The sequence below is a fragment of the Bacteroides helcogenes P 36-108 genome, assembly GCF_000186225.1.
GTDB classification, from domain to species: Bacteria; Bacteroidota; Bacteroidia; order Bacteroidales; family Bacteroidaceae; genus Bacteroides; species Bacteroides helcogenes.
Genome location: NC_014933.1, coordinates 3,835,630 through 3,854,836 on the forward strand (window position 1 = coordinate 3,835,630; position 19,207 = coordinate 3,854,836).

At 45.0% G+C, this 19,207-nt stretch carries 18 protein-coding genes; 13 read left to right on the plus strand and 5 right to left on the minus strand.

Annotated elements, in window-relative coordinates; genetic code table 11:
* Positions 1-101: 101 nt before the first annotated feature.
* The 3 genes from BACHE_RS15945 to gdhA form a co-directional block, all read right to left on the minus strand.
* On the minus strand, positions 102-803 hold the full coding sequence (locus BACHE_RS15945) for an HmuY family protein (RefSeq protein WP_013548742.1): 702 nt from the start codon (positions 801-803) through the stop codon (positions 102-104).
* A gap of 31 nt (positions 804-834) precedes the next feature.
* A complete protein-coding gene (locus BACHE_RS16735) occupies positions 835-1,692 on the minus strand; it encodes a calycin-like domain-containing protein (RefSeq protein ID WP_013548743.1) in 858 nt (285 codons plus the stop codon).
* Positions 1,693-1,917: 225 nt separating this feature from the next.
* Positions 1,918-3,255, minus strand: a complete 1,338-nt coding sequence (gene gdhA / locus BACHE_RS15955; protein ID WP_013548744.1) for an NADP-specific glutamate dehydrogenase — start codon at positions 3,253-3,255, stop codon at positions 1,918-1,920.
* A gap of 299 nt (positions 3,256-3,554) precedes the next feature.
* On the opposite strand from gdhA, the gene BACHE_RS15960 reads away from it, so the two are divergent.
* The 12 genes from BACHE_RS15960 to BACHE_RS16015 all read left to right on the plus strand — a co-directional run bounded on the left by BACHE_RS15960 (position 3,555) and on the right by BACHE_RS16015 (position 17,079).
* On the plus strand, positions 3,555-6,023 hold the full coding sequence (locus BACHE_RS15960) for a glycoside hydrolase family 9 protein (RefSeq protein ID WP_013548745.1): 2,469 nt from the start codon (positions 3,555-3,557) through the stop codon (positions 6,021-6,023).
* Between the two features lie 36 nt (positions 6,024-6,059).
* Positions 6,060-6,872 (plus strand): ThuA domain-containing protein, encoded by an 813-nt coding sequence (locus tag BACHE_RS15965; RefSeq protein WP_013548746.1) that lies wholly within the window; start codon positions 6,060-6,062, stop codon positions 6,870-6,872.
* Between the two features lie 37 nt (positions 6,873-6,909).
* Positions 6,910-7,509 carry a phage integrase SAM-like domain-containing protein gene (locus BACHE_RS15970; protein ID WP_013548747.1) on the plus strand — a complete coding sequence of 200 codons (600 nt, stop codon included), beginning with the start codon at positions 6,910-6,912 and terminating at the stop codon, positions 7,507-7,509.
* A gap of 75 nt (positions 7,510-7,584) precedes the next feature.
* Positions 7,585-7,770 carry a hypothetical protein gene (locus BACHE_RS15975; protein WP_013548748.1) on the plus strand — a complete coding sequence of 62 codons (186 nt, stop codon included), beginning with the start codon at positions 7,585-7,587 and terminating at the stop codon, positions 7,768-7,770.
* Between the two features lie 106 nt (positions 7,771-7,876).
* The gene (locus tag BACHE_RS16740; protein WP_013548749.1) at positions 7,877-9,088 is read left to right on the plus strand and encodes a helix-turn-helix domain-containing protein; all 1,212 of its coding nucleotides are present in this window, start codon (positions 7,877-7,879) and stop codon (positions 9,086-9,088) included.
* A 608-nt stretch (positions 9,089-9,696) separates the two neighbouring features.
* On the plus strand, positions 9,697-10,482 hold the full coding sequence (locus tag BACHE_RS15985; protein ID WP_013548750.1) for a hypothetical protein: 786 nt from the start codon (positions 9,697-9,699) through the stop codon (positions 10,480-10,482).
* Between the two features lie 4 nt (positions 10,483-10,486).
* Positions 10,487-11,722: an OmpA family protein gene (locus BACHE_RS15990; protein ID WP_013548751.1), complete on the plus strand. Its 1,236-nt coding sequence runs from the start codon at positions 10,487-10,489 to the stop codon at positions 11,720-11,722.
* Between the two features lies 1 nt (position 11,723).
* Positions 11,724-12,605 carry a FimB/Mfa2 family fimbrial subunit gene (locus BACHE_RS15995; protein ID WP_083808273.1) on the plus strand — a complete coding sequence of 294 codons (882 nt, stop codon included), beginning with the start codon at positions 11,724-11,726 and terminating at the stop codon, positions 12,603-12,605.
* A 24-nt stretch (positions 12,606-12,629) separates the two neighbouring features.
* A complete protein-coding gene (locus BACHE_RS16000; protein ID WP_013548753.1) occupies positions 12,630-13,517 on the plus strand; it encodes a fimbrillin family protein in 888 nt (295 codons plus the stop codon).
* A gap of 30 nt (positions 13,518-13,547) precedes the next feature.
* Positions 13,548-14,537 (plus strand): fimbrillin family protein, encoded by a 990-nt coding sequence (locus tag BACHE_RS16005; RefSeq protein ID WP_013548754.1) that lies wholly within the window; start codon positions 13,548-13,550, stop codon positions 14,535-14,537.
* A gap of 24 nt (positions 14,538-14,561) precedes the next feature.
* Positions 14,562-16,445: a fimbrillin family protein gene (locus tag BACHE_RS16010; protein WP_013548755.1), complete on the plus strand. Its 1,884-nt coding sequence runs from the start codon at positions 14,562-14,564 to the stop codon at positions 16,443-16,445.
* A 148-nt stretch (positions 16,446-16,593) separates the two neighbouring features.
* A complete protein-coding gene (locus BACHE_RS16015) occupies positions 16,594-17,079 on the plus strand; it encodes an HU family DNA-binding protein (protein WP_013548756.1) in 486 nt (161 codons plus the stop codon).
* 34 nt (positions 17,080-17,113) lie between these two features.
* Here the strand turns inward: BACHE_RS16015 and BACHE_RS17450 are convergent, their stop codons facing one another.
* Positions 17,114-17,323, minus strand: coding sequence for a hypothetical protein (locus BACHE_RS17450; protein ID WP_148229869.1), 210 nt, complete (start codon positions 17,321-17,323; stop codon positions 17,114-17,116).
* A 214-nt stretch (positions 17,324-17,537) separates the two neighbouring features.
* Between BACHE_RS17450 and BACHE_RS17210 the strand changes: the two genes are divergently transcribed.
* Positions 17,538-17,993 carry a DUF1016 N-terminal domain-containing protein gene (locus tag BACHE_RS17210; protein WP_187289278.1) on the plus strand — a complete coding sequence of 152 codons (456 nt, stop codon included), beginning with the start codon at positions 17,538-17,540 and terminating at the stop codon, positions 17,991-17,993.
* 186 nt (positions 17,994-18,179) lie between these two features.
* Here BACHE_RS17210 and BACHE_RS16025 read toward each other — a convergent pair whose 3' ends face one another.
* Entirely contained in the window at positions 18,180-19,187 is a 1,008-nt protein-coding gene (locus BACHE_RS16025) for an IPT/TIG domain-containing protein (RefSeq protein WP_013548757.1), read from the minus strand.
* Positions 19,188-19,207 lie beyond the last annotated feature (20 nt).

Here is a 19,207-nt window from a genome sequence, read left to right on the forward strand (position 1 = left end):
TAACCAAGGTAATTCGGATTTCAGCACAAAGCATAGAGCAATGAACTTACGACATATTCTCATTGAAAACAGATGAATCAGGCTTCTCATTCACTTATCACTCACTTCGCCGGATTGTATTTATAATTGAATGACAGATAATTGCTGACCCCAGACACAGTATGAACCACTCCCGTTATCTGAAGTGTCGCCCAACTTCCGTCATCCCATTTCAACACGAATACCTTATCGGTGTTGCCATAAATAACGGGAGGCATCGTTCCCGTAGGAGTTCTTGTAATACCTTCACACAGGGGTAGGTTGATGGAAGGATTATGTGCATAACCGATGTTTCCTGCCATCATACCCGCCATATCCATACTGAGAAGATAGGCGCCTTCCATTTTATCCTTTTCCGTCTCATAGGGAAGGACAGCATCAGGTGTATAAGAGCCTTCGGGTAAGGTGGTGACGTTTGCCATATCCGTCTTCCCAGTGTTAAGTACCGATGCTCCGTTGGTCTTGAACTCGTAACGGTGTACGGCAATGTGCCACTCTATACCTATCGGCTCTGCCTGTTGTGCCTCACGAACTCCACCTGTTCCACCATAAATCCATTCACCGGCATCAGGATGCGTTTCCATCTTTCCTGTTTTCAGGTCAATGTAAGTCCAAGTATCGTAAGCAGACACTTTCACATTCTGCAAAGTGCTGTAAGGAAGTACCTCCTCCCTTTCGTCTTCATCAAGGAAATGATTGGTATATGCACAAGCAGTCACGCTGAGCGTGACTGCAAGCATTGCTATATAATGATAGATTTTCATTGGAAAATTAACCAAAAAAAAAGATTCAAAGTTATCCGGCTACCGGAGCAGTACCTTTATGGAAAGTAACAACTACTGTACCCATTCCACCCATTTCGATGGAAAATACAGACGAAACAGCACCCTTATCTGCACTGACAGTACCGGTCAGTGTACAGTCATAATTATTGGCAGTACCACCATGCATAGCAGGCACGGTAGAAGTTCCACTACCGGTAAAAGTATAAGAGCCATCTTCGGCTCTTGTAGCCTTAGCTTTGTCAACGGTAGTCGTGCCCCATTTTGTAGAAGTAAGCACTACCTTAACAGTACCGTCCTCATCGGCCGTGACAGTCATCACCTCACCATCTGCCACTATAGGATTAGGAGAATGAACGAATGTCGTCGATGTATATCCTTTATAAGTACCCGTAAGGAACTCGCCTGCCGGAGCATACCCCAAGCCTGAGGTTACAGTAACTGTCCCCATTGCCCCCAACTCGATGACGAAAGTAAAAGAGGCCTCTTTCTTATCCGCACTGATCGTTCCTTTTACGGTAAATTCATAAGTACCGGAATGACTACTGTCACCCATACTTGCCACAATGCTTCCGCTACCGTTCAAGGTATAGCCACCATTAACAGCAGCGGTCACTGTCAAGTCGGAAGTTCGGCCTTCTCCCCACACACCTTTATAAAAAAGGGCTGCCTTGGCATCTCCGGCAGAAGCTGTCAACTTCACGGTTTCGTTATTGTTCACCATAGAAGTTCCCATCACTTTGGCAGAAGTATAAACAGTGTAAGTTCCCGCCACAGCTTCTGAAAGATCCATACTCTTTTCATTGTCATTGCTGCACGCCCCGGCACACAAAGCGACAATCACCATCGCTAAATAATTCTTGATTTTCATCCTCTGATTTTTATATTATTAAATAGTATTTTTCCGATTGCAAAGCTACGGCATGGCAAAAGAGGAAGCAATACCTAAAAATAATCAAAATCAGAAAAGAAAAAGAGATAAAATACCTGAAAGGGGGTAATATTATCTCCTCACAAAAAAAGTACTGCCCGATACCTTCTCAGGCGCGGGCAGCACAAACCACAAATACAAATACAACTAAACAAAGTTTCTCTCTTAAATAATTCCCTGACCCATCATGGCATGGGCAACCTTCATAAAGCCAGCAATGTTTGCCCCTTTCACATAGTTGATGTAGCCATCAGGTTCTGTTCCATATTTTACGCATTGAGAATGAATTCCGTGCATGATGGTGTGAAGTTTCTCGTCCACTTCGGCGGCACTCCAACTGAGATGCATGGCGTTCTGTGACATTTCCAGTCCGCTGGTGGCCACACCACCGGCGTTCACTGCTTTGCCAGGTGCATACATAATCTTATTTTCAATGAACAAGTCAATGGCTTCAGGTGTACATCCCATGTTGGAAATCTCACCTACACAAGTCACTTTATTGTCAATCAAATGACGCGCATCTTCACCATTCAACTCGTTCTGTGTCGCACAAGGCAACGCAATATCCGTCTTCACTTCCCAAGGACGCTTGCCTGCCACAAAAGTAGAGCCAGGGAACTCGTCGGCATACGGCGCCACAATATCGTTGCCCGAAGCACGAAGTTCCAACATATAATCAATTTTTTTGCCACTGATGCCGTTCGGATCATAAATATAGCCGTCAGGACCGGAGATGGTAACCACCTTTGCTCCCAATTGAGTAGCCTTCGTCACAGCTCCCCATGCCACATTTCCAAAACCGGAAACAGCTACCGTCTTATCTTTTATATCAATACCTTTTGTCTGCAACATTTGATTAACAAAATACAATCCGCCGAAACCGGTAGCTTCAGGACGAATCAGCGAACCGCCGAATTCCAAACCCTTACCGGTGAAAGTACCTGTAAATTCACGAGTCAGCTTCTTGTACATGCCGAACATATAGCCTACTTCGCGGCCACCTACACCGATATCTCCGGCCGGCACGTCCATATCCGGGCCAAGATGACGCCACAATTCCAGCATAAAGGCCTGACAGAAACGCATTACTTCCGCATCGCTCTTACCACGGGGCGAGAAATCCGATCCGCCTTTACCACCACCCATAGGTAATGTTGTTAAAGCATTCTTGAAAGTTTGTTCAAATCCCAAAAACTTCAAGATAGAAAGATTTACGGAAGCATGGAAACGAATACCGCCTTTATACGGGCCAATGGCATTGTTGAACTGTACACGATAACCAAGATTAGTCTGTACATCACCCTTATCGTCCACCCAAGTTACACGGAAAGTAAAAATACGGTCTGGTTCCACTAACCGTTCTATAATTTTTGCTTTTTCGAACTCTGGATGTTGATTATAGATATCTTCGATAGAAAGAAGAACTTCCTTTACGGCTTGAAGATACTCAGACTCACCGGGATGCTTTGCCTCTAAAGAGGACATGATACGTTCAATATTCATAATATTACGTTTTAATGGTTATTAGCCTTATTGATTTAAGGTTATTCGATCAAAATGTCAACGAATAACACTGCAAATATAGGAAAACTTTTCAAACCTGCTATATTTCACAATAACATTTTGATTAAATAATAATAAAATGTCAAAGTTCTCATTCTTTCAGAAAGATATGTTTTTCTTTCCATTCATCACTCATTCCTCCTTTTCTGACGTTTTTTAAAGCTTTTATGGCAATTAGCAAACCTTTCTTTGAATGATAATGCCTAATCTTGCAATCTGAATTAAAGGTTAACATTACAATGAGAAAGAGACTGTTTATAATTTCCTTTCTATCTATCATCGGCATTTCCGGCTACGGACAGGTTTGCCTGACACCGGACGGACAGTTGGAAAAGCAACTCTACGAAAGCGGATTGATACATCAACCCCTCCCCCTGAATACGGCTAATTCTTTTGAAACCAACGGATGGAAGAAAGAGGTTTTAGAAAGCATTCCTCTTACCCAATCGGCAAGTATCGAAGGCTGGAAACATTCCGGTACAGGTACAATGTCTTTCAGCACTGAGAAGACGATTTCGGGAAAAGGAAGCATCAAACTACAATTCCCTACATTTACCGGAAAAAGAGCCACCGGATCGCCTTCCGATCCGGATTATGCCACATACGGAAACAGTGGCGTTGCCTATAACTTAAATGGTGCTAATCTGGAAAAGTACAACCGAATTACGTTTTCTATCTATCCCGATTGTGACGGTGCACGCATTGTCAATATGAACCTTACGTTTATAAACGCCGATACGCCTGTCAAGAAAGGCTATAATCAGCCTTCGGGTTCTCACCTTATCAATCTGATTAATAAAGAGTGGAATCAATGCTTTCTCGAAATCGATGAATACCAACGGGATAAAGTAATGAGTATCAGTTTCAGTACAGCCCTGAAAGGTAAAGACCGAACTACGGGCGATTCTGCCGTCTACTACCTAGATAACCTGGAACTACAGACCGTGAAGAACCCTGAAAATGTAAGTGGCTGGAGTCCTGCCGACGGAAAAATTATCTATTCGACTACGGGATATACCGTGAACAGTCCTAAGACAGCTATTGTAAACACAAACACCTCAACATATAATGATAAGCGTTTTCAGCTATTAAATCCCGCCAGCGGACAAACCGTTTATGAAGGAGAAATAAAAGAGGAAACTACAACCCTCGGTAAATTCGGTCTTCTTGATTTCACCAGTTTCAACCGTCCCGGTGTATATCAGCTGAAAGTAAATGAGTCTCTAACCCCCACCTTCCGAATCGGTGAAAGAATCTGGGAAGATTCGGGATGGAAGGTTCTCAATTTCCTTTTCTGCCAACGTTGCGGATACCCTGTTCCCGGCAAACACGCTACTTGCCATGTGGACCTGATGTCCAAGCATGACGGACGCAGTATCTCCTACGCCGGTGGATGGCATGATGCAGGCGACCTTTCACAACAAACACTTCAGACAGGAGATGTAACCTTCTCCCTGCTCGAAGCTTACAACAAGCTGAAAGATAAGAACCCTGCTCTTGCCGCCCGTCTGCGTGAAGAAGCCGAATGGGGATTGGAATTCGTACTGAAAAACCGCTACGGTGATGGTTACCGTGCCAGCAGTATGGGATTGCTTATTTGGCAAGATGGAGTATTCAACACGTTGGACGACATCTCCTCCGTACGCGTGCAAAACATGGCATTCGACAATTTCCTCTATGCCGGATATGAGGCGTATGCTTCGGTGACGTTGACGGGCGACCCGATGCTACAGGAATATCTGCTTAAAACAGCCGAAGAAGATTTCACTTTTGCTATGGATAAATTCAAGAAGGATGGATTCAACAAGTTTATTCAGCCTTACGAGCATAGTTACAACACTTCACGAAGTCAATATATGGCTACAATATCGTGGTCGGCCAGCCAACTTTACCGCTTAACGAAGAAATCTTATTATGCTGATATAGCCGCAGAATACATTCGTTACACGCTTGAATGCCAACGTACCGAGCCTCTGAAAGACAAAGCCGGAACATGCGGATTCTTCTACCGCGACAAAAACAAACAGTCAATAGTTCATTATATACACCAGTCACGCGAACAGGTTTACATGCAAGCCATAAACCTGCTTTGCGAGACACAACCGGAACACCCCGATTACCCCCAGTGGGCACGTTCCATACGCCTGTATGGCAACTATCTGAAAGGGCTGATGCGCTACACCCACCCTTACGGAATGTTGCCAAGCGGCGTATATCATGCAGAGGAGTACAAAGACACCACCGGCTTTTATGCTCTCCACCTCTTCCCGCCCACCAATGCGAAGGAGTTGTATACCGAGCAAATAAAAAATGGTGTCCGGCTGGACAAAGAGCACTATGTGAAGCGCTTCCCCGTCTGGTTCAACATATTCAACGGTAATACAGCAATCCATCTTTCCACCGGAAAGTCTGCCGCCATCTGTGGAAACTTCCTGAAAGATAAGGAACTGCTCGACATCGGTCTGGAACAGTTGTACTGGACGGTAGGTAAGAATCCTTTCGGTCAATCTTTGATCTACGGAGAAGGACATAATTATCCGCAACTGAACACTTTCTCTTCCGGAGAGATGACGGGAGAAATGCCCGTAGGTATCCGTACATTAGGAAATGAAGACATACCCTATTGGCCTCAAACGAATAATGCTTGTTACAAAGAGGTGTGGGTAACCTCGGCAGGAAAGTGGCTATCATTGATTGCCGAATATTGAGTAAGAAACATTTAACTTCATAAAAACATATATGCCATGAGAAACATTAAACTTTATTTTGTTCTGCTATTTACTGCATGTGCATTGCTGGTACATGCACAAGCCCCCGAAGGCTATCCTGCAAACTATGCCCGAGCTCCCCGCTTCAAAGCATTGGTTTATTACACACAACATGCCGAAGGGGCTCACGTAGAATTTGCCCGACAAGCTGTAGAATTCATTAAAAAGCTAAACTACGGCGATGGTTTCATTTTAGACATCACCACTGACTTTTCTCAATTTCCATACGAAAAATTGAAAGAATATAATGTCGTTGTCATGCTCAACACCACCCCGAGCAACAAAAATGAACGCGATGCCTTCGAGAAATATATGGAGAATGGTGGAGGCTGGGTAGGTTTCCATGCCGCAGCCTACAATGACAAGAATACCAATTGGCCTTGGCTAGTCAAGTTTTTGGGTGGAGGAGTGTTCTATTGCAACAACTGGCCTCCTCAGCCTGTGTTGGTTGAAGTCGATAAGGCTGAACATCCTGTTACCAAGAATCTGCCTGCATCGTTTGTAGCACCTGCCAGCGAATGGTATCAATGGAATCCGAGTCCGCGCCTGAATAAAGATGTAGAAGTACTGTTTTCTATTTCTCCCAAGAATTATCCGTTAGGAATCAAGGATGTGGTCAATTTTGGCGATTTCCCCATTGTTTGGACCAACAAAAACTACCGCATGATTTACCTGAATATGGGACATGGTGATGAAGAGTTTATAGACGGAACACAAAATCTCTTGCTCGTGAATGCTTTCCGCTGGGTAGTTAGCCAAGATAAGGCAGGCGATCCGTTCGATAAATAAAGAAAGTATTCAAATTGCTCAAACGAGCATGTTTTATATGATGGTAAGACAGGGTAAAATGCCAAGAACAGACAGAAGAACCTACCACGCTATTAAAGAATTGGACGAAGCAACCGAAGAAATACGAAAAAGCATAGGCATAAACCATACGATTGCCACCTATCGTGCGTATGTAAATGCTCATTTGAACCTATCCCGTTTTATACGTGATAAGTACGGCAAAAGTGATATACCGTTTTCTGCTTTGGAATACTCATTTATTGAGAATTACGATATGTATCTGAAAATAGAGCATAAAATGACAGCGGGTAGTGTGATGCAACATATTATTTTTCTTAAGAAGTTAGTAAAACGAGCCATGAACAAAGGAGTTATATCACGTAATCCATTTTTTGGCAAAGCGGATGCTAACCTTATCAAGTTTGAGATAGGCGGAAAGGGTTTTAGGGTAAAGACAAGGTATCAGATTATGACACCTAACGATAATCCTAATCAGTACCCAAGTCTACACCCTAATCAACACCCTAACCTTGACCCATATAATATAAAGATAAAGACTAAGACAAAGAATAATATAAATGGAGGTAAAAATGGATTTTCAAAACGTGCCTATGTCTCATCAGGCGATGCTGGCTGATTGTGCGGTAAGTATCATGGCAGAACGCTCATCCTGCAATTGCTCATGCAGGTATATAACACCGTCATACGGACGATGAATGTACGGAAACCGATTTTTGAGTTTCAGAAATCCACCCATCTGCAAAGGATATTGCTTGCAAAAGGAATAGAATGCTACGCCAAACGTCCGCTTCTCATTGACGAGCTTGGACGTGAGCCAAAACAGGTAATGGATTTCGGCAATGAGAAAAGCCCCATTTCTTATACAAATCGTACCTAAATCGCTTCTGTAAGCCCGATTAGCGTGGTATTCATTCCTCCGTTTCGTTAAAAAGCCGTATCTTAGCGCACAAATTTCAGTAATTTGTAAATAGAACGAACAATATATGCCTTTCGAGGAAATAATATCATACTCAGTGAGTGGCGGCATTTGCTTTGCAATGGCTGTTTCACTTCTTGCCGTGAAGACAAGCATCCTGCCTGTCAATCCGGCATACCAACGTATCAAGAAGTATCTGGCATACAGTGCCCTGATAGATGTACTTGTGGATATAGCGGTACTTTCATTGCTTGTGCAAGGTAAAGACATCTTCCTTTTGGATGCCTTCTTTATTCCGATGGCTTACAGTGCCCAACTGTACCTGATGACAAAGGCTATCATGGGATTGCTGCACACATCAGGCAATGCAAGGCTGTATCAGCGGCTGTGTTTCATACCGCTGGCGTTGGTGGCGTTGTGCCATGTCGTGGGGTTTGCCGTCCATGCAGGGGAATACACAGGGCTTTCGCTTGACGGATATGCGGAATATAGTTCCGGCACTTGGGCGAAAGTCAGTTCCGGCATACTCTATGCGCTGGTACTCTCCGAGTTTTCGGTATGCCTGTTCAAACTGGTAACAGAAACAAGGATGTATCTGAAGAAGCTGAACAACTTCTATTCGGGCACGGAAGTTCTCAACGGAAAACGCATCAGCTATATATCCTATTGTTTTCTTGGTTATTTCCTGCTGGCAGCAGTTGACTTTCTCCTTTCCAATGATTCGTTGGATACTTTCTTTATGGCTATAAACACATCAGTGTTCATCCTCTTTGTGATATTCATCTCCAATTTGCAGAATGTCTATCTTTCCACGCTTCAGCTTGACACATTCAGAATGCACACCGAAGGGGATGCCGAGCCAATCGAACAGAAGCCATTGGCAGAGGCGGACGAAAAGGAGAAAGCTCCCGTTCATCCCGAAACAGATTTGGCGGAGGCAAGCATTGTCTGTTCCGTTCACCGATGGGAGAAACGTGAGGACAAGCCTTTCCTGAAAGACGGCGTGTTGCTTGCCGATGTAGCAAGCGAGTTGGGCATTACGGATATGCAACTGTCGTTCATCCTCAATCATTCGCTGAATGTGAATTTCAATACATGGATAAACAACCTCCGCATAGAGGAAAGCAAACGGATGCTGAAAGATTGCCCGGAGCGTTCCGTCAAGGAGATTGCTTACTCGGCAGGCTTCCCGGAGCTGGCAACCTTCTCCAAAGTCTTCAAAAAGGTTACGGGGGAGTCTCCATCGGGGTATAGAAAGAAAGTAAATTCGGAAGAATAATTCACTCATTCTGAATACACGGGGCAGCAGTCATGTTGCCCTGTTTTCATGCCCTACAACACATAAAAGCCCGATTTGCAAATTTCCTAAGGAAATTTGCAAGTAAAAAGCCGTCATTTGCAAAATTATCAGGTAAATTTTCAATCCGTTTGGTGCTACATTTCAGAACTTTGCCACATCTAACATCTATCCCTCTTTCGGAGGTGGATATAAAAACAGCAAGAGATGAGCAAAGTTCTATTTTTAACAAAGAAAACTGAAGAAAGGTTTGGTGGAATGAGAAATTCTGCTACTCTCTCTCTCTCTCTCTCTCTCTCTCTCTCTCTCTCTCTCTCTCTCAGGCGAGACCAATACTAAGCAATTTTCAAACCTCGCTCACGCGTGTAAATATAATAAAGGAATACGTAATCTACAAAGGCTTCCATGGGCTTTTGTGGATTTTTTCGTATCTATACTTTCCTCTACTTTCCAATTCTACATAAACGTTGTAACCGCCCCTGCCGGACGGCGATTAATCAATACCATTATGGAAAAGGAGAACACATACCCCAAAGGAACCGTCATTTGGGTAAAGGATGTAAAATCAATCATGTAACGAACAAGTAACAATGAATTTAGAATACCTAATATATATAACAAGTGCTTCCACCAGTATTTTACTGGCTGTCTTGTTGCTCTTTATCGTAAAGTACAACAATAAGACCGTGCTTCCCTATACCCGTGTGTCCATCCTGTTGGCATTAGGGCTTATTTGCCGAGGGCTGATGTCTGCGGCAGTTTTTATAACTGCATACCTTACTTCTGATATGACTGTGGCACGCTCATTCATTATCCCTGAAATGTATTATTTGGAATTGGTACTATTCACATTCTCGGCACTGGCATTGCTGCATTCTCCGCTGGGGACACATTGCAATGTGGTAAAATCCATTGTTCCTGCCATCGTGCTGGTTGGTGCTTATCTGGTTTGCTTTTTGCTAAGCGGAACCGTTTTGGGCACTGTGGCTGGATATGAAAATTTCACTACCACGTTTGCCGCCCGGCTTATCTGCTTGCTTCTATATATGGCTATTCTTGTTGCACTATACTACAGTTACAGTTGTCTGAAAGGGGCAATCTCGATTAGCAAATACACCATGGAGGAAGTTGTACCTGCAGGGGATTATGAAGACGGGATGAAACTAATAAGGTTGGCGAGATGGTTTGCGGCTTACCTTGTTCTGTCAGGAGTAAATATGGTATGCTTCAACCATATAGCAGAAATAGCACTTGCGATAATTTGCACTTGCATGGCTATCGGTCTTGTGGTGGCGGTAATAAATTGCCAACTACATTATTACCTCGTGGATTCAGCGATGAAGAGAGTATATGAGAATAAAAAACTTAAAGAATAATATAATGAGAAAAAGAACCATTACAGGTATAACAGTCGTACTTCTGCTTTTTGTCCCTTTCGTAGCCATTGCACAAGATGGTAAGGATATGCAGAAGGATTATTCGGAAGGCTTTTATATCGGATTGAAAGGCGGTCTGCCTTTCGGAATGAGTACATTCAGCAGTTTCGGTGCTGATAAAACACGGTTTGGAATGTCTGGAGGTATTTACGGTGGGTATCGGTTTAGCCACGTTTGGTCATTGGAAGCCTCCGCTGCTTTCGGCAAACTGGACATGAGCGCACAAGACTGCTGCATAGAGAAGGGCTACTGGCTCGGCATTGACGGCAACCGATACAACGCACCTGTTACAGATATGGAAGGCTACGGCTATTCTGATTTGAAAAACAGTGTCAGTATGCAGCGATATGGTTTGCATCTGAATGTAAACCTTTTGGGACTGATAAAGCCTGCACGATATGGCAGGTGGTCAGTCGGCATTTCCCCTGCGGTATATGCCGTAGGGACAAAAGCAACTATAAAAACAATCTCATCAGGAAAGCAGCTACTAAAAGGCGGCAACGAATGGCATCTGGGTGTCGGTGGTGACTTGAATGTATCCTACAGAATCACAGACAACCTTTCGGCAGGTGCATATTCCGGGATTACCTACTTAGCAGGAAAACGTATGGACGGCGTTCCGGAACATTTACATAAGAACAATTACATTTGGGAAAGCGGTATCCGTATAGGCTGGGCTTTCGGAAAGACAGTCAAGCACAAGAAAGCAACCATTGCCCCGATGCAGCAGACAGAAAGTATTGTTGAATATGAAAAGCCTTCAACAGAGCAGAACATAGTGAAAGATTCCGTCATCAGTGAACATCCAATGAAAGACGAAATAAAAGTTACCGTAACAGACCCCACAGAAAGAACAAGTTCAATTAAATTTCCGATTATCTCATTCTCGTTCAATAGTGTGTGGATAGAGCCCTCGCAACGTACAAAGCTGCATGAGATAAAATTATTGCTTGAAAAGAACCCTCAGACAACTATCACCATATCAGGCTGGTGTGACAATAAAGGCAGTGAGGATGTAAACAAACGAATTTCTGCCAAAAGAGCCGATGCTGTAAAGCTGTGGCTTGTAAGACGTGGAATATCTACAGAAAGAATCATAACCGAAGGTTGTGGCATAGACAGACAACAGACGGATGTGGACAAAGTCCGACGTGCGGAAATAAAGGAAAGGAGAAATTGATATGATAAGAAAAATCTTTGGACTTATGAGCCTGTTGCTGGGCTTGATATACTTGTCCTCCTGCGACAAGGATGTTCACCAAGACGAGAGCGGACTTACCGTCACACTGAAAATGACCACCGATGATGCCGTAAGCAGCGTGCGTCTGTGGATTTATCAGGAAAGCGGTGCTTTGGTCAAGGAATACAGCTACAAAAGTGTGAACGAACTGGCTTCCGACCGTTTCCAGCTTCCTGCCGGAAACTATGTACTGGTGGCTGCTAACAATTTAGTGACACCTTTCTCAGTGAAAGATGCGGCAGGCGATGCTAAAGCCTACGAGGACCTGCTCTTTACCCTTGACGATGCTTCGGCATCACCCATACATGCGCATTATGGGACGAAAACAGTAACGGTACATGAGGGAGAAACTTCACTCGTACAGGTTGACATGAGCCGAGTGCTTGCCGAGTTGCAGTTTACCATCAAAGGTGTGCCTGCCGACGTGACGGAAGTGGAAGCCTATGTGAAGAATGCCGCACAGGGCTTTTATCCTGCCATGAACAGGCTAACCCCAGAAACAGCTCCGGCTTATTTGGGAAAAGTAAGACCGCAGGACGGTGTTATAAGTTTTCCGCTCATCCGTGTGATGCCTGTGGTAACACCTACAGAATCAAGGGCGGTGAGTGACATCCCTACCTTACTGGAGTTCAACTTCAAATACAGTGACAACACAAGCATCCACTTTGAAGCAGAAGCTCCCGAAATGCAGAACGGAGGAACTTATACCCCAGAAGTAGTGTTTGAGGTATTCCAACCCGGTGTAACCATCAGGATTACCGACATCAACGGTTGGGGCGTGGGAGAAACAACAGGGGGAGAAATCCTTAATCCAAGCAATTGAATACAACATTAAAATATTTTTCAGATGAAACAAAATCCAATCATTCTTGCCCTTGCCGCCACAGCGTTGGCATTGGGCAGTTGCAGTAATGACAACGAGGGTGTGCAGACCGCCAAGTACATTACGGTCAACACAAGCATCGGTTCGCTCACGAGAGTCACGTCCCCCGATGCTGAAGGCAGACAAAAATTTACCGACGGTGACAAAATCAGTGTCTATGCTTGGACAGGCTCGGCTACCGCAATAACCGCAACCGACCTTGTAGTGAACAATGCCGTCAACACCTTTGACGGAAACGAGACATGGACAGCATCACCACAGATGCTTTGGAAAGACATGACTTCCACTCACTACTTCATGGCGGTCTATCCGCAGCGTGCCATTACCGACTTTGCAGCGGACTCCTACACACTGGATACAAGCGACCAGACGGCAAGCGACCTGCTGGCTGCCACCAATGTGACGGGACTCACGGCAAGCAATACCGCTGTATCTTTGCAGTTCGACCATCTGATGTCAAAACTGGTGGTCAACCTCTCTTTTCGCAACCAGTTCGGAGGAACACCCACAGTCACCAACCTGAAAGCTAAAGCACAACAGAAGGCTACAGTTGATTATCTGACAAAGACCGTTACCGCCACAGAAACTGCCGGTTACATTGAATTGCCTGCCACAACAGCAAACACAGCCTATCAGTCTATCATGGTTCCGCAAAGTGGCGTGAAGGAGATTACACTTACCATTGACGGGAAAGACTATACCTATACATCAGCTTCAGGTTTCAGCCTCATGCCCGGCAAGTACACCACCGTCAACCTGATTGTCGGTCGTGATGAAATCACACTCGGCAGCGTCAGCATCAACGACTGGGGCAAAGGTGATGTAATTGAAGGTGGAGAAGCACAGAATTGAATCTAACAACAAATTTAAAATATCAAAAACATGAAAATGAAGAGTTTATTTGCTTTTGCTTCAGTAGCCATGGCACTGACAGCTTGCAGCAACAATGAGGATGCTTTTGTGAACAGTAATTTCCCGGAAGACGGAGTAATCCGTGTGGCTACTAATGTGGATGCTCCCGCTACCCGTTCAGGTATGGACAACGACAACCTTACATCATTCTACATGGATGTACAGAACGAGAACAGCACAGCCTATTCCTATTTCGTCCAGATGAAAAAAGAAAGCGGTACATGGAACAGTTACGATGGAGCAGACACAAAGCAAATGTTGTGGCAGAACAACACAACTCCTATTAAGGTGACTGCTGCTTTCTTGAAAGACCATGCCTTCACACAGGCAGAATTACAGGGCACAGTTGATTTTAGTGTAGCGGCAGACCAATCGGCGGCAGATGCCGCAGCCATTGCAGCCAATGACTTGGTAGGTATGGCACAGACCACTATCGACCCATCTACAGCAGATGCCAATCTGGTGAACGGGAAGATAAAGGTGACATTAGGACATGCCCTTGCCAAACTGAACCTGAAAGTGACATTGGGAACAGAATTTAACGCACTGGAAGGTGGAACGACAACTAACCCCATCACAGAACTTGCCATCAACGGAACAAAACTGAATTACACCTATACCGGAACAACCGCAGGTGTCGCACTGACCGCAACAGGCAATAATGCCACAGCCGTAACTCCATTTGCCGGGACATACAAGGCTGGTTCGGGCGAAACGGAGAATGCCGTCGCCAACTACGAATGTATCCTTGTGCCACAGGATATTGCAGCCAAAGGATTCTCCGTAAGTATGACCATCAACGGGAGTTCCTACACTTGGACTTCCGAGAAAGCGGTTTCCATGGCACAAGGCTATGCCTATACGTTGGAACTGACCGCAGGCAAGGAAATTCTTACCGTTAAGAGTCTTTCAGCCGCCGCTTGGGGTGCTGAGAACACAGGTAGTGTAGCAACAGAATAACAAATGACTAAAAGATTTATAACAATGAAGATGACAAAATATCTGGGCATGGCGTTTGCGATAGCAACCCTTGCCGCCTGTAGCAATGAAGATGAACTAAATTCCGCATGGCAGAATGACCCTACAGCAGTGAAGGTGAACGCTACCGTAGGCAACGGCATTTTCACACGCAGCAATCCGTTGGGTGCTGATGAAGCGGCGCAGAAAGCGTTCAATAACGGAGATGCAATTACGATTTCTGCCAATGAGCAGGCTGCGGTGACTTACACCTTTGACGGAACATCATGGACTCCTGAAACGAATAAATACCTGAAATGGGAAGACAACGCCATGGATTTTACTGCCTATTATCCTACTGCCACAGGTGTATCGGCTACAGCCTTCACTCTGCCAACAGACCAGACAAGTAGCGATAAGATTACAACAGCCGACTATATGACTTTCAGCGGAAGTCTGGGCAAACCTTCCGGCAACGGTCAGTTGACTATGGAAATGGAGCGTAAGACGGCTCGTGTGATTGTGAAAATAGAAAAGTTTAATGATGAGTTTACCTCTGTTCCAACCGTTGCCGATGTAAAAATCAAGTCGGGCGCAGCTAACTATACAGCAAGTGCTGCATCAGGAGCCGTTGCAGAAATCACTCCTTTTGTTCAGAATCTGAATGCAGATGCTGCGCAAGTAGGCACTACTTATACAGCCCTTGTGATTCCTACCGATGCCAATACAAACGAGTCGTTCATCACCATGAATGTGAATAGCACAGCATCGGTAGTGAAAGGTATCCCGGCTATGGAAGCTGGTAAGAGCTACACTTACAACATGACTATCGGTAAAGACGGTTTGGTTGTGGGTGAGGTCATTGTATCCGAATGGCTTACCGGAGTGATTGAAGGAGGTGAAGCGGTTGCCAAATCTGCATATTCATGGTATGACAATACTGCTACAACACTGAATTTATCTACTCCTGATGCGCTTGCCGAACTCTCTAAAATAGTATCCGGCGATGCTGCTGCATTGGCAGCTATCGGAGCGACTTCCGCACAGAGCTTTGCGGGAAAAACTATCACGCTGGAAAATAATATTGACTTGACTGGCGTGGCTTTCAGCCCGATAGGAGATAAAGACCATCCATTCAAAGGTATTTTTGAAGGAAACGGAAATATGGTTAGCGGATTGAATATTGACATCACCAACACAGCGTATGTGTATTGTGGCTTTTTCGGTCGTACAAATAATGCCATCATTCGGAATCTATCAGTGTCAGGTAGTGTAAAGGTAACAGGTAACCAAGGTAGCATAGGTGGAATAGTAGGTGATGCATCTGGTGGGACAATCTTGAACTGCTCTTTTAACGGAACTGTTACCGGAGCATCTTGCACAGGTGGCATTGTCGGATACGCCAATGCAGCCGACCTTTTCGTCACAATACAGGGATGTTATAGTAACGCAACAGTAAAAGCAACTGGTTCTTACGGCTCTGCCGGTGGTTTGGTAGGGAATTGTTATGGAGCATCTCCAAAATATGTGGGTATTAATGCATGTTATAGTGCAGGAAGTATTGAAGGCACATATGTTGGAGGCTTGGTAGGAACCTTAGGAGACGGAACACTTTCTGCAAAAGTTTGTTATACTACGGCTGCCGTAAAGGGTACAAATGCAGGTGCAGCCTTTGGTAACTTGGGCGGTTACGGAGTTACATGCACTAATGTATATTTCATCAATAGCACAGTGACTGAAGCAAAAGCATCGGGAACAGTCAATGGTGATTGCACGTCAGTAACAGCAACATTCTTGCAGAACACAGGAGTCACGGCAATGAACAATGCTTGTGTAACTTACAGCTTGCCTTATACTTTTGAAGTATCAACTACTGACTCAAATGTTCCTTTGGTTATCGTGAAGAAATAACAAAACAGCCATCCCGAACACCAAGCGTAAACGTTCGGAGATGCACCTATAAAACAAAGGTGTAACTGCCCCTTTCGCAGGGGGCGGTGGCACAATAACATCAGAGAAAGGAACAACAGATTATTAACCATTAAGAAATAAAAGAACTATGGCAATCTTAGTAAAACCCGTACAGCGCGTCAATCCTCAGGACACGGATGCCGCCAAGAAATGGTACGTCACCCAAGTAACCACCGCACAAGTGGACGAGACCCAAGTGGCAATGGACCTTGCCGATGAAACCACCCTCAACCCCTCGGAGGCTATGATGGCTATCCGCCAGCTCCGCAAGATACTGCTGCGCCGTCTGCTTAGCGGCGAGAGCGTGAAGTTGGGCAACTGGGGCAGTTTCAGCGTCACCCTCTCCAGCACGGGAGTGGAAACTAAAGCCGCCGTAACCGCTCGCAACATCAAAGGCGTGAACCTCAACTTCCAGCCCGATGATGCTTTCAAAACCGACCTACAGAAAGCTACCTTTGCATGGGTGGATAAGTTGGCAGACGGTCGCACCGCAGCCGATGATTCTTCGGACAACAACGGCGGAGGTACTTCGGGCAGCGGTGATGATTATTTAGAAGAACATCCGTTGGGTTGATGCACCTTGTATCCGTGCGGCTGTATGGTCGTAGTTATCCGGCTGCAAGTCTGTACTTACCCGACTGTCCGCTTGCATCCGCCCAACTGCAACCTTGTATCCGCCCAGCTACAAGTCTGTACCTGCCCAACTGCAAGTTTGTAGCCGCCCGGCTACAGGAAACAAGTTGCCCGGCTACAGGAATGTAGTCGGTGAGATACAAGAAATCACTCCTGCCGATGAGAGGCGATGTATAACAACCCATTGACCAAAGAGAGCAGCCCCGTTTGCAGAGAAAATCCGCAGGGCTGCTCTTTTCAAACCTTTTTTCTACGAGAAAGGTGCGGAACGCACCAACCGCTTTTGCAAGGACAATCTTGGTGATTCTCCATCTGTTTTACGTGCAAGGTATAAAGAAGAGAGCAAGAGCCATTCATGGCAAAAATTCATGATGTGCAATTATACACGGAATATGCCAATTGGCTAAGCGATTTAAAAGCTCGTTACCAAAAGGCTCAAATAAAAGCCGAAGAGATGATAATCAGGCTAAAATAAGACTTCACCAAGTTGGTGGAGAAATTCATGAAGATACAAATACAGGCTTCCCATTCCCTGAAATATTTGCTTATGTCCCATGGAGACATCATGTGGAAATCTTTACCAAGTGTAAGACCATAGAGGAAGCACTTTATTACATTCACCGTACTGTTGATGAGGGATGGAGCAGAAACAATCTGATGAATTGCCTGAAAGCGGATTTGTTTCATAACCAATCGGGGGCTGTCACTAATTTTTCGGAAAACTTACCTGCTTTGCAAGCCAATCTTGCACAAGAAATAACAAAAGAGAATTACGATTTTGGCTTTATCAGTCTGCCTCCGAAGTATGATGAAGAACAGTTGGAAAACGCATACAATTGCTTGAAGCGGAATTAAAGGCAACAAAGAAGTGATATATGTATTATCACAGAGGATAATTAAATCATATCAAGCATCATTAAACGGTAGTTTGGAAAGGTTTGCGGCAAGCGTAAGTTACCAAAAAGTCCGCCGAAGAGCTAAAGTTCTTCGGCGGACTTGAAGTGTTTGCAGGTATCAGGCTATGCCCTCTTTGTATAGAGTTTATTCTGTCTTAATCTGAATCTTGGTGACTGTTATGTCACCGCCAATAATGAGAGCGGTTCCTGATTCGCTATTCATTGTAGTTGCCATACCTTCCGAGATTTCAAATTCCAGAAAGTCCTCACCGGCGGCAAGAACGATGTTGTTGCCGCTTTCACCACCATCGCGGATGAAAGGAGCACCCCACGCACCATCGCACAGACAGAAAGTCTGAGGAGCATCATGGTGAGTGAACGTGAACTTGATGGTTTGGCCGGCTTCCGGCGCTATTGCCGAAAGGTCAAGTTCAGATGCCGGGAGATGCCACCACCAGCCGGTTGTCTGTTCGCCTTCCCAGATTGGAGCATATCCTTCACCTCCTTCGCTGCCACCTAAGACCTTGTCAGACAGCGTTACCTCCGGCAAAGGATACTTCTTGCCGCTGCAGTCTTCGAGGGTAACTTGGGCAGGTCCGGCCTTTATACCCATTGGCGAATAGATATAGAGAGAACCGGTAGCTTTGCGTTTAAAGTCGCTTGCATCTACAGCAATGTCCTTGCCGTCTTCACCGGGGAAATAAGCCTTGGCGATAAATTCGAGGTCTTTACCATACACCTCCACACATTCGTTGATTTTTATTTCCTTGTCAAGAGGAGCCACGCGCAAAGGTTCGGGCTTACCGACAGTCAGCGTCATGACCGACTCTGCCGATTCGCCGTCGGCTTCTATTCTTACTGTTCCTCCCTCGACGGAAACGCCGGCAGGAGTTATTACAGAGATATAGCCGTTGCCTACTTTGGTAATGTTGTTCACAGAGACATTGCCGGGGAACACAACAGAAGTGGCCTTCTCAAGCCCCGTACCGGTGATGGTGACAACCTGTCCTTCCATAACTTTTGTAGGCAGGACAGACTTCACCACAAGCACATCATTGGCATCCGCCACATCATCATCTCCACACGAAATCAGCATCATGTTCGACAATAATGCGAACCCTGAGATCAAAAGATATATAATATGTTTCTTCATAAATTTTATTCGTTTGAAAT

What these genes read in the sequence shown, in the direction of transcription:
- BACHE_RS15945 (WP_013548742.1), bottom strand. Translation starts at nt 803, where the DNA reads ATGAAAATCTATCATTATATAGCAATGCTTGCAGTCACGCTCAGCGTG.
- BACHE_RS16735 (WP_013548743.1), bottom strand. Translation starts at nt 1,692, where the DNA reads ATGAAAATCAAGAATTATTTAGCGATGGTGATTGTCGCTTTGTGTGCC.
- gdhA (WP_013548744.1), bottom strand. Translation starts at nt 3,255, where the DNA reads ATGAATATTGAACGTATCATGTCCTCTTTAGAGGCAAAGCATCCCGGT.
- BACHE_RS15960 (WP_013548745.1), top strand. Translation starts at nt 3,555, where the DNA reads ATGAGAAAGAGACTGTTTATAATTTCCTTTCTATCTATCATCGGCATT.
- BACHE_RS15965 (WP_013548746.1), top strand. Translation starts at nt 6,060, where the DNA reads ATGAGAAACATTAAACTTTATTTTGTTCTGCTATTTACTGCATGTGCA.
- BACHE_RS15970 (WP_013548747.1), top strand. Translation starts at nt 6,910, where the DNA reads ATGATGGTAAGACAGGGTAAAATGCCAAGAACAGACAGAAGAACCTAC.
- BACHE_RS15975 (WP_013548748.1), top strand. Translation starts at nt 7,585, where the DNA reads ATGAATGTACGGAAACCGATTTTTGAGTTTCAGAAATCCACCCATCTG.
- BACHE_RS16740 (WP_013548749.1), top strand. Translation starts at nt 7,877, where the DNA reads ATGCCTTTCGAGGAAATAATATCATACTCAGTGAGTGGCGGCATTTGC.
- BACHE_RS15985 (WP_013548750.1), top strand. Translation starts at nt 9,697, where the DNA reads ATGAATTTAGAATACCTAATATATATAACAAGTGCTTCCACCAGTATT.
- BACHE_RS15990 (WP_013548751.1), top strand. Translation starts at nt 10,487, where the DNA reads ATGAGAAAAAGAACCATTACAGGTATAACAGTCGTACTTCTGCTTTTT.
- BACHE_RS15995 (WP_083808273.1), top strand. Translation starts at nt 11,724, where the DNA reads ATGATAAGAAAAATCTTTGGACTTATGAGCCTGTTGCTGGGCTTGATA.
- BACHE_RS16000 (WP_013548753.1), top strand. Translation starts at nt 12,630, where the DNA reads ATGAAACAAAATCCAATCATTCTTGCCCTTGCCGCCACAGCGTTGGCA.
- BACHE_RS16005 (WP_013548754.1), top strand. Translation starts at nt 13,548, where the DNA reads ATGAAAATGAAGAGTTTATTTGCTTTTGCTTCAGTAGCCATGGCACTG.
- BACHE_RS16010 (WP_013548755.1), top strand. Translation starts at nt 14,562, where the DNA reads ATGAAGATGACAAAATATCTGGGCATGGCGTTTGCGATAGCAACCCTT.
- BACHE_RS16015 (WP_013548756.1), top strand. Translation starts at nt 16,594, where the DNA reads ATGGCAATCTTAGTAAAACCCGTACAGCGCGTCAATCCTCAGGACACG.
- BACHE_RS17450 (WP_148229869.1), bottom strand. Translation starts at nt 17,323, where the DNA reads ATGGGTTGTTATACATCGCCTCTCATCGGCAGGAGTGATTTCTTGTAT.
- BACHE_RS16025 (WP_013548757.1), bottom strand. Translation starts at nt 19,187, where the DNA reads ATGAAGAAACATATTATATATCTTTTGATCTCAGGGTTCGCATTATTG.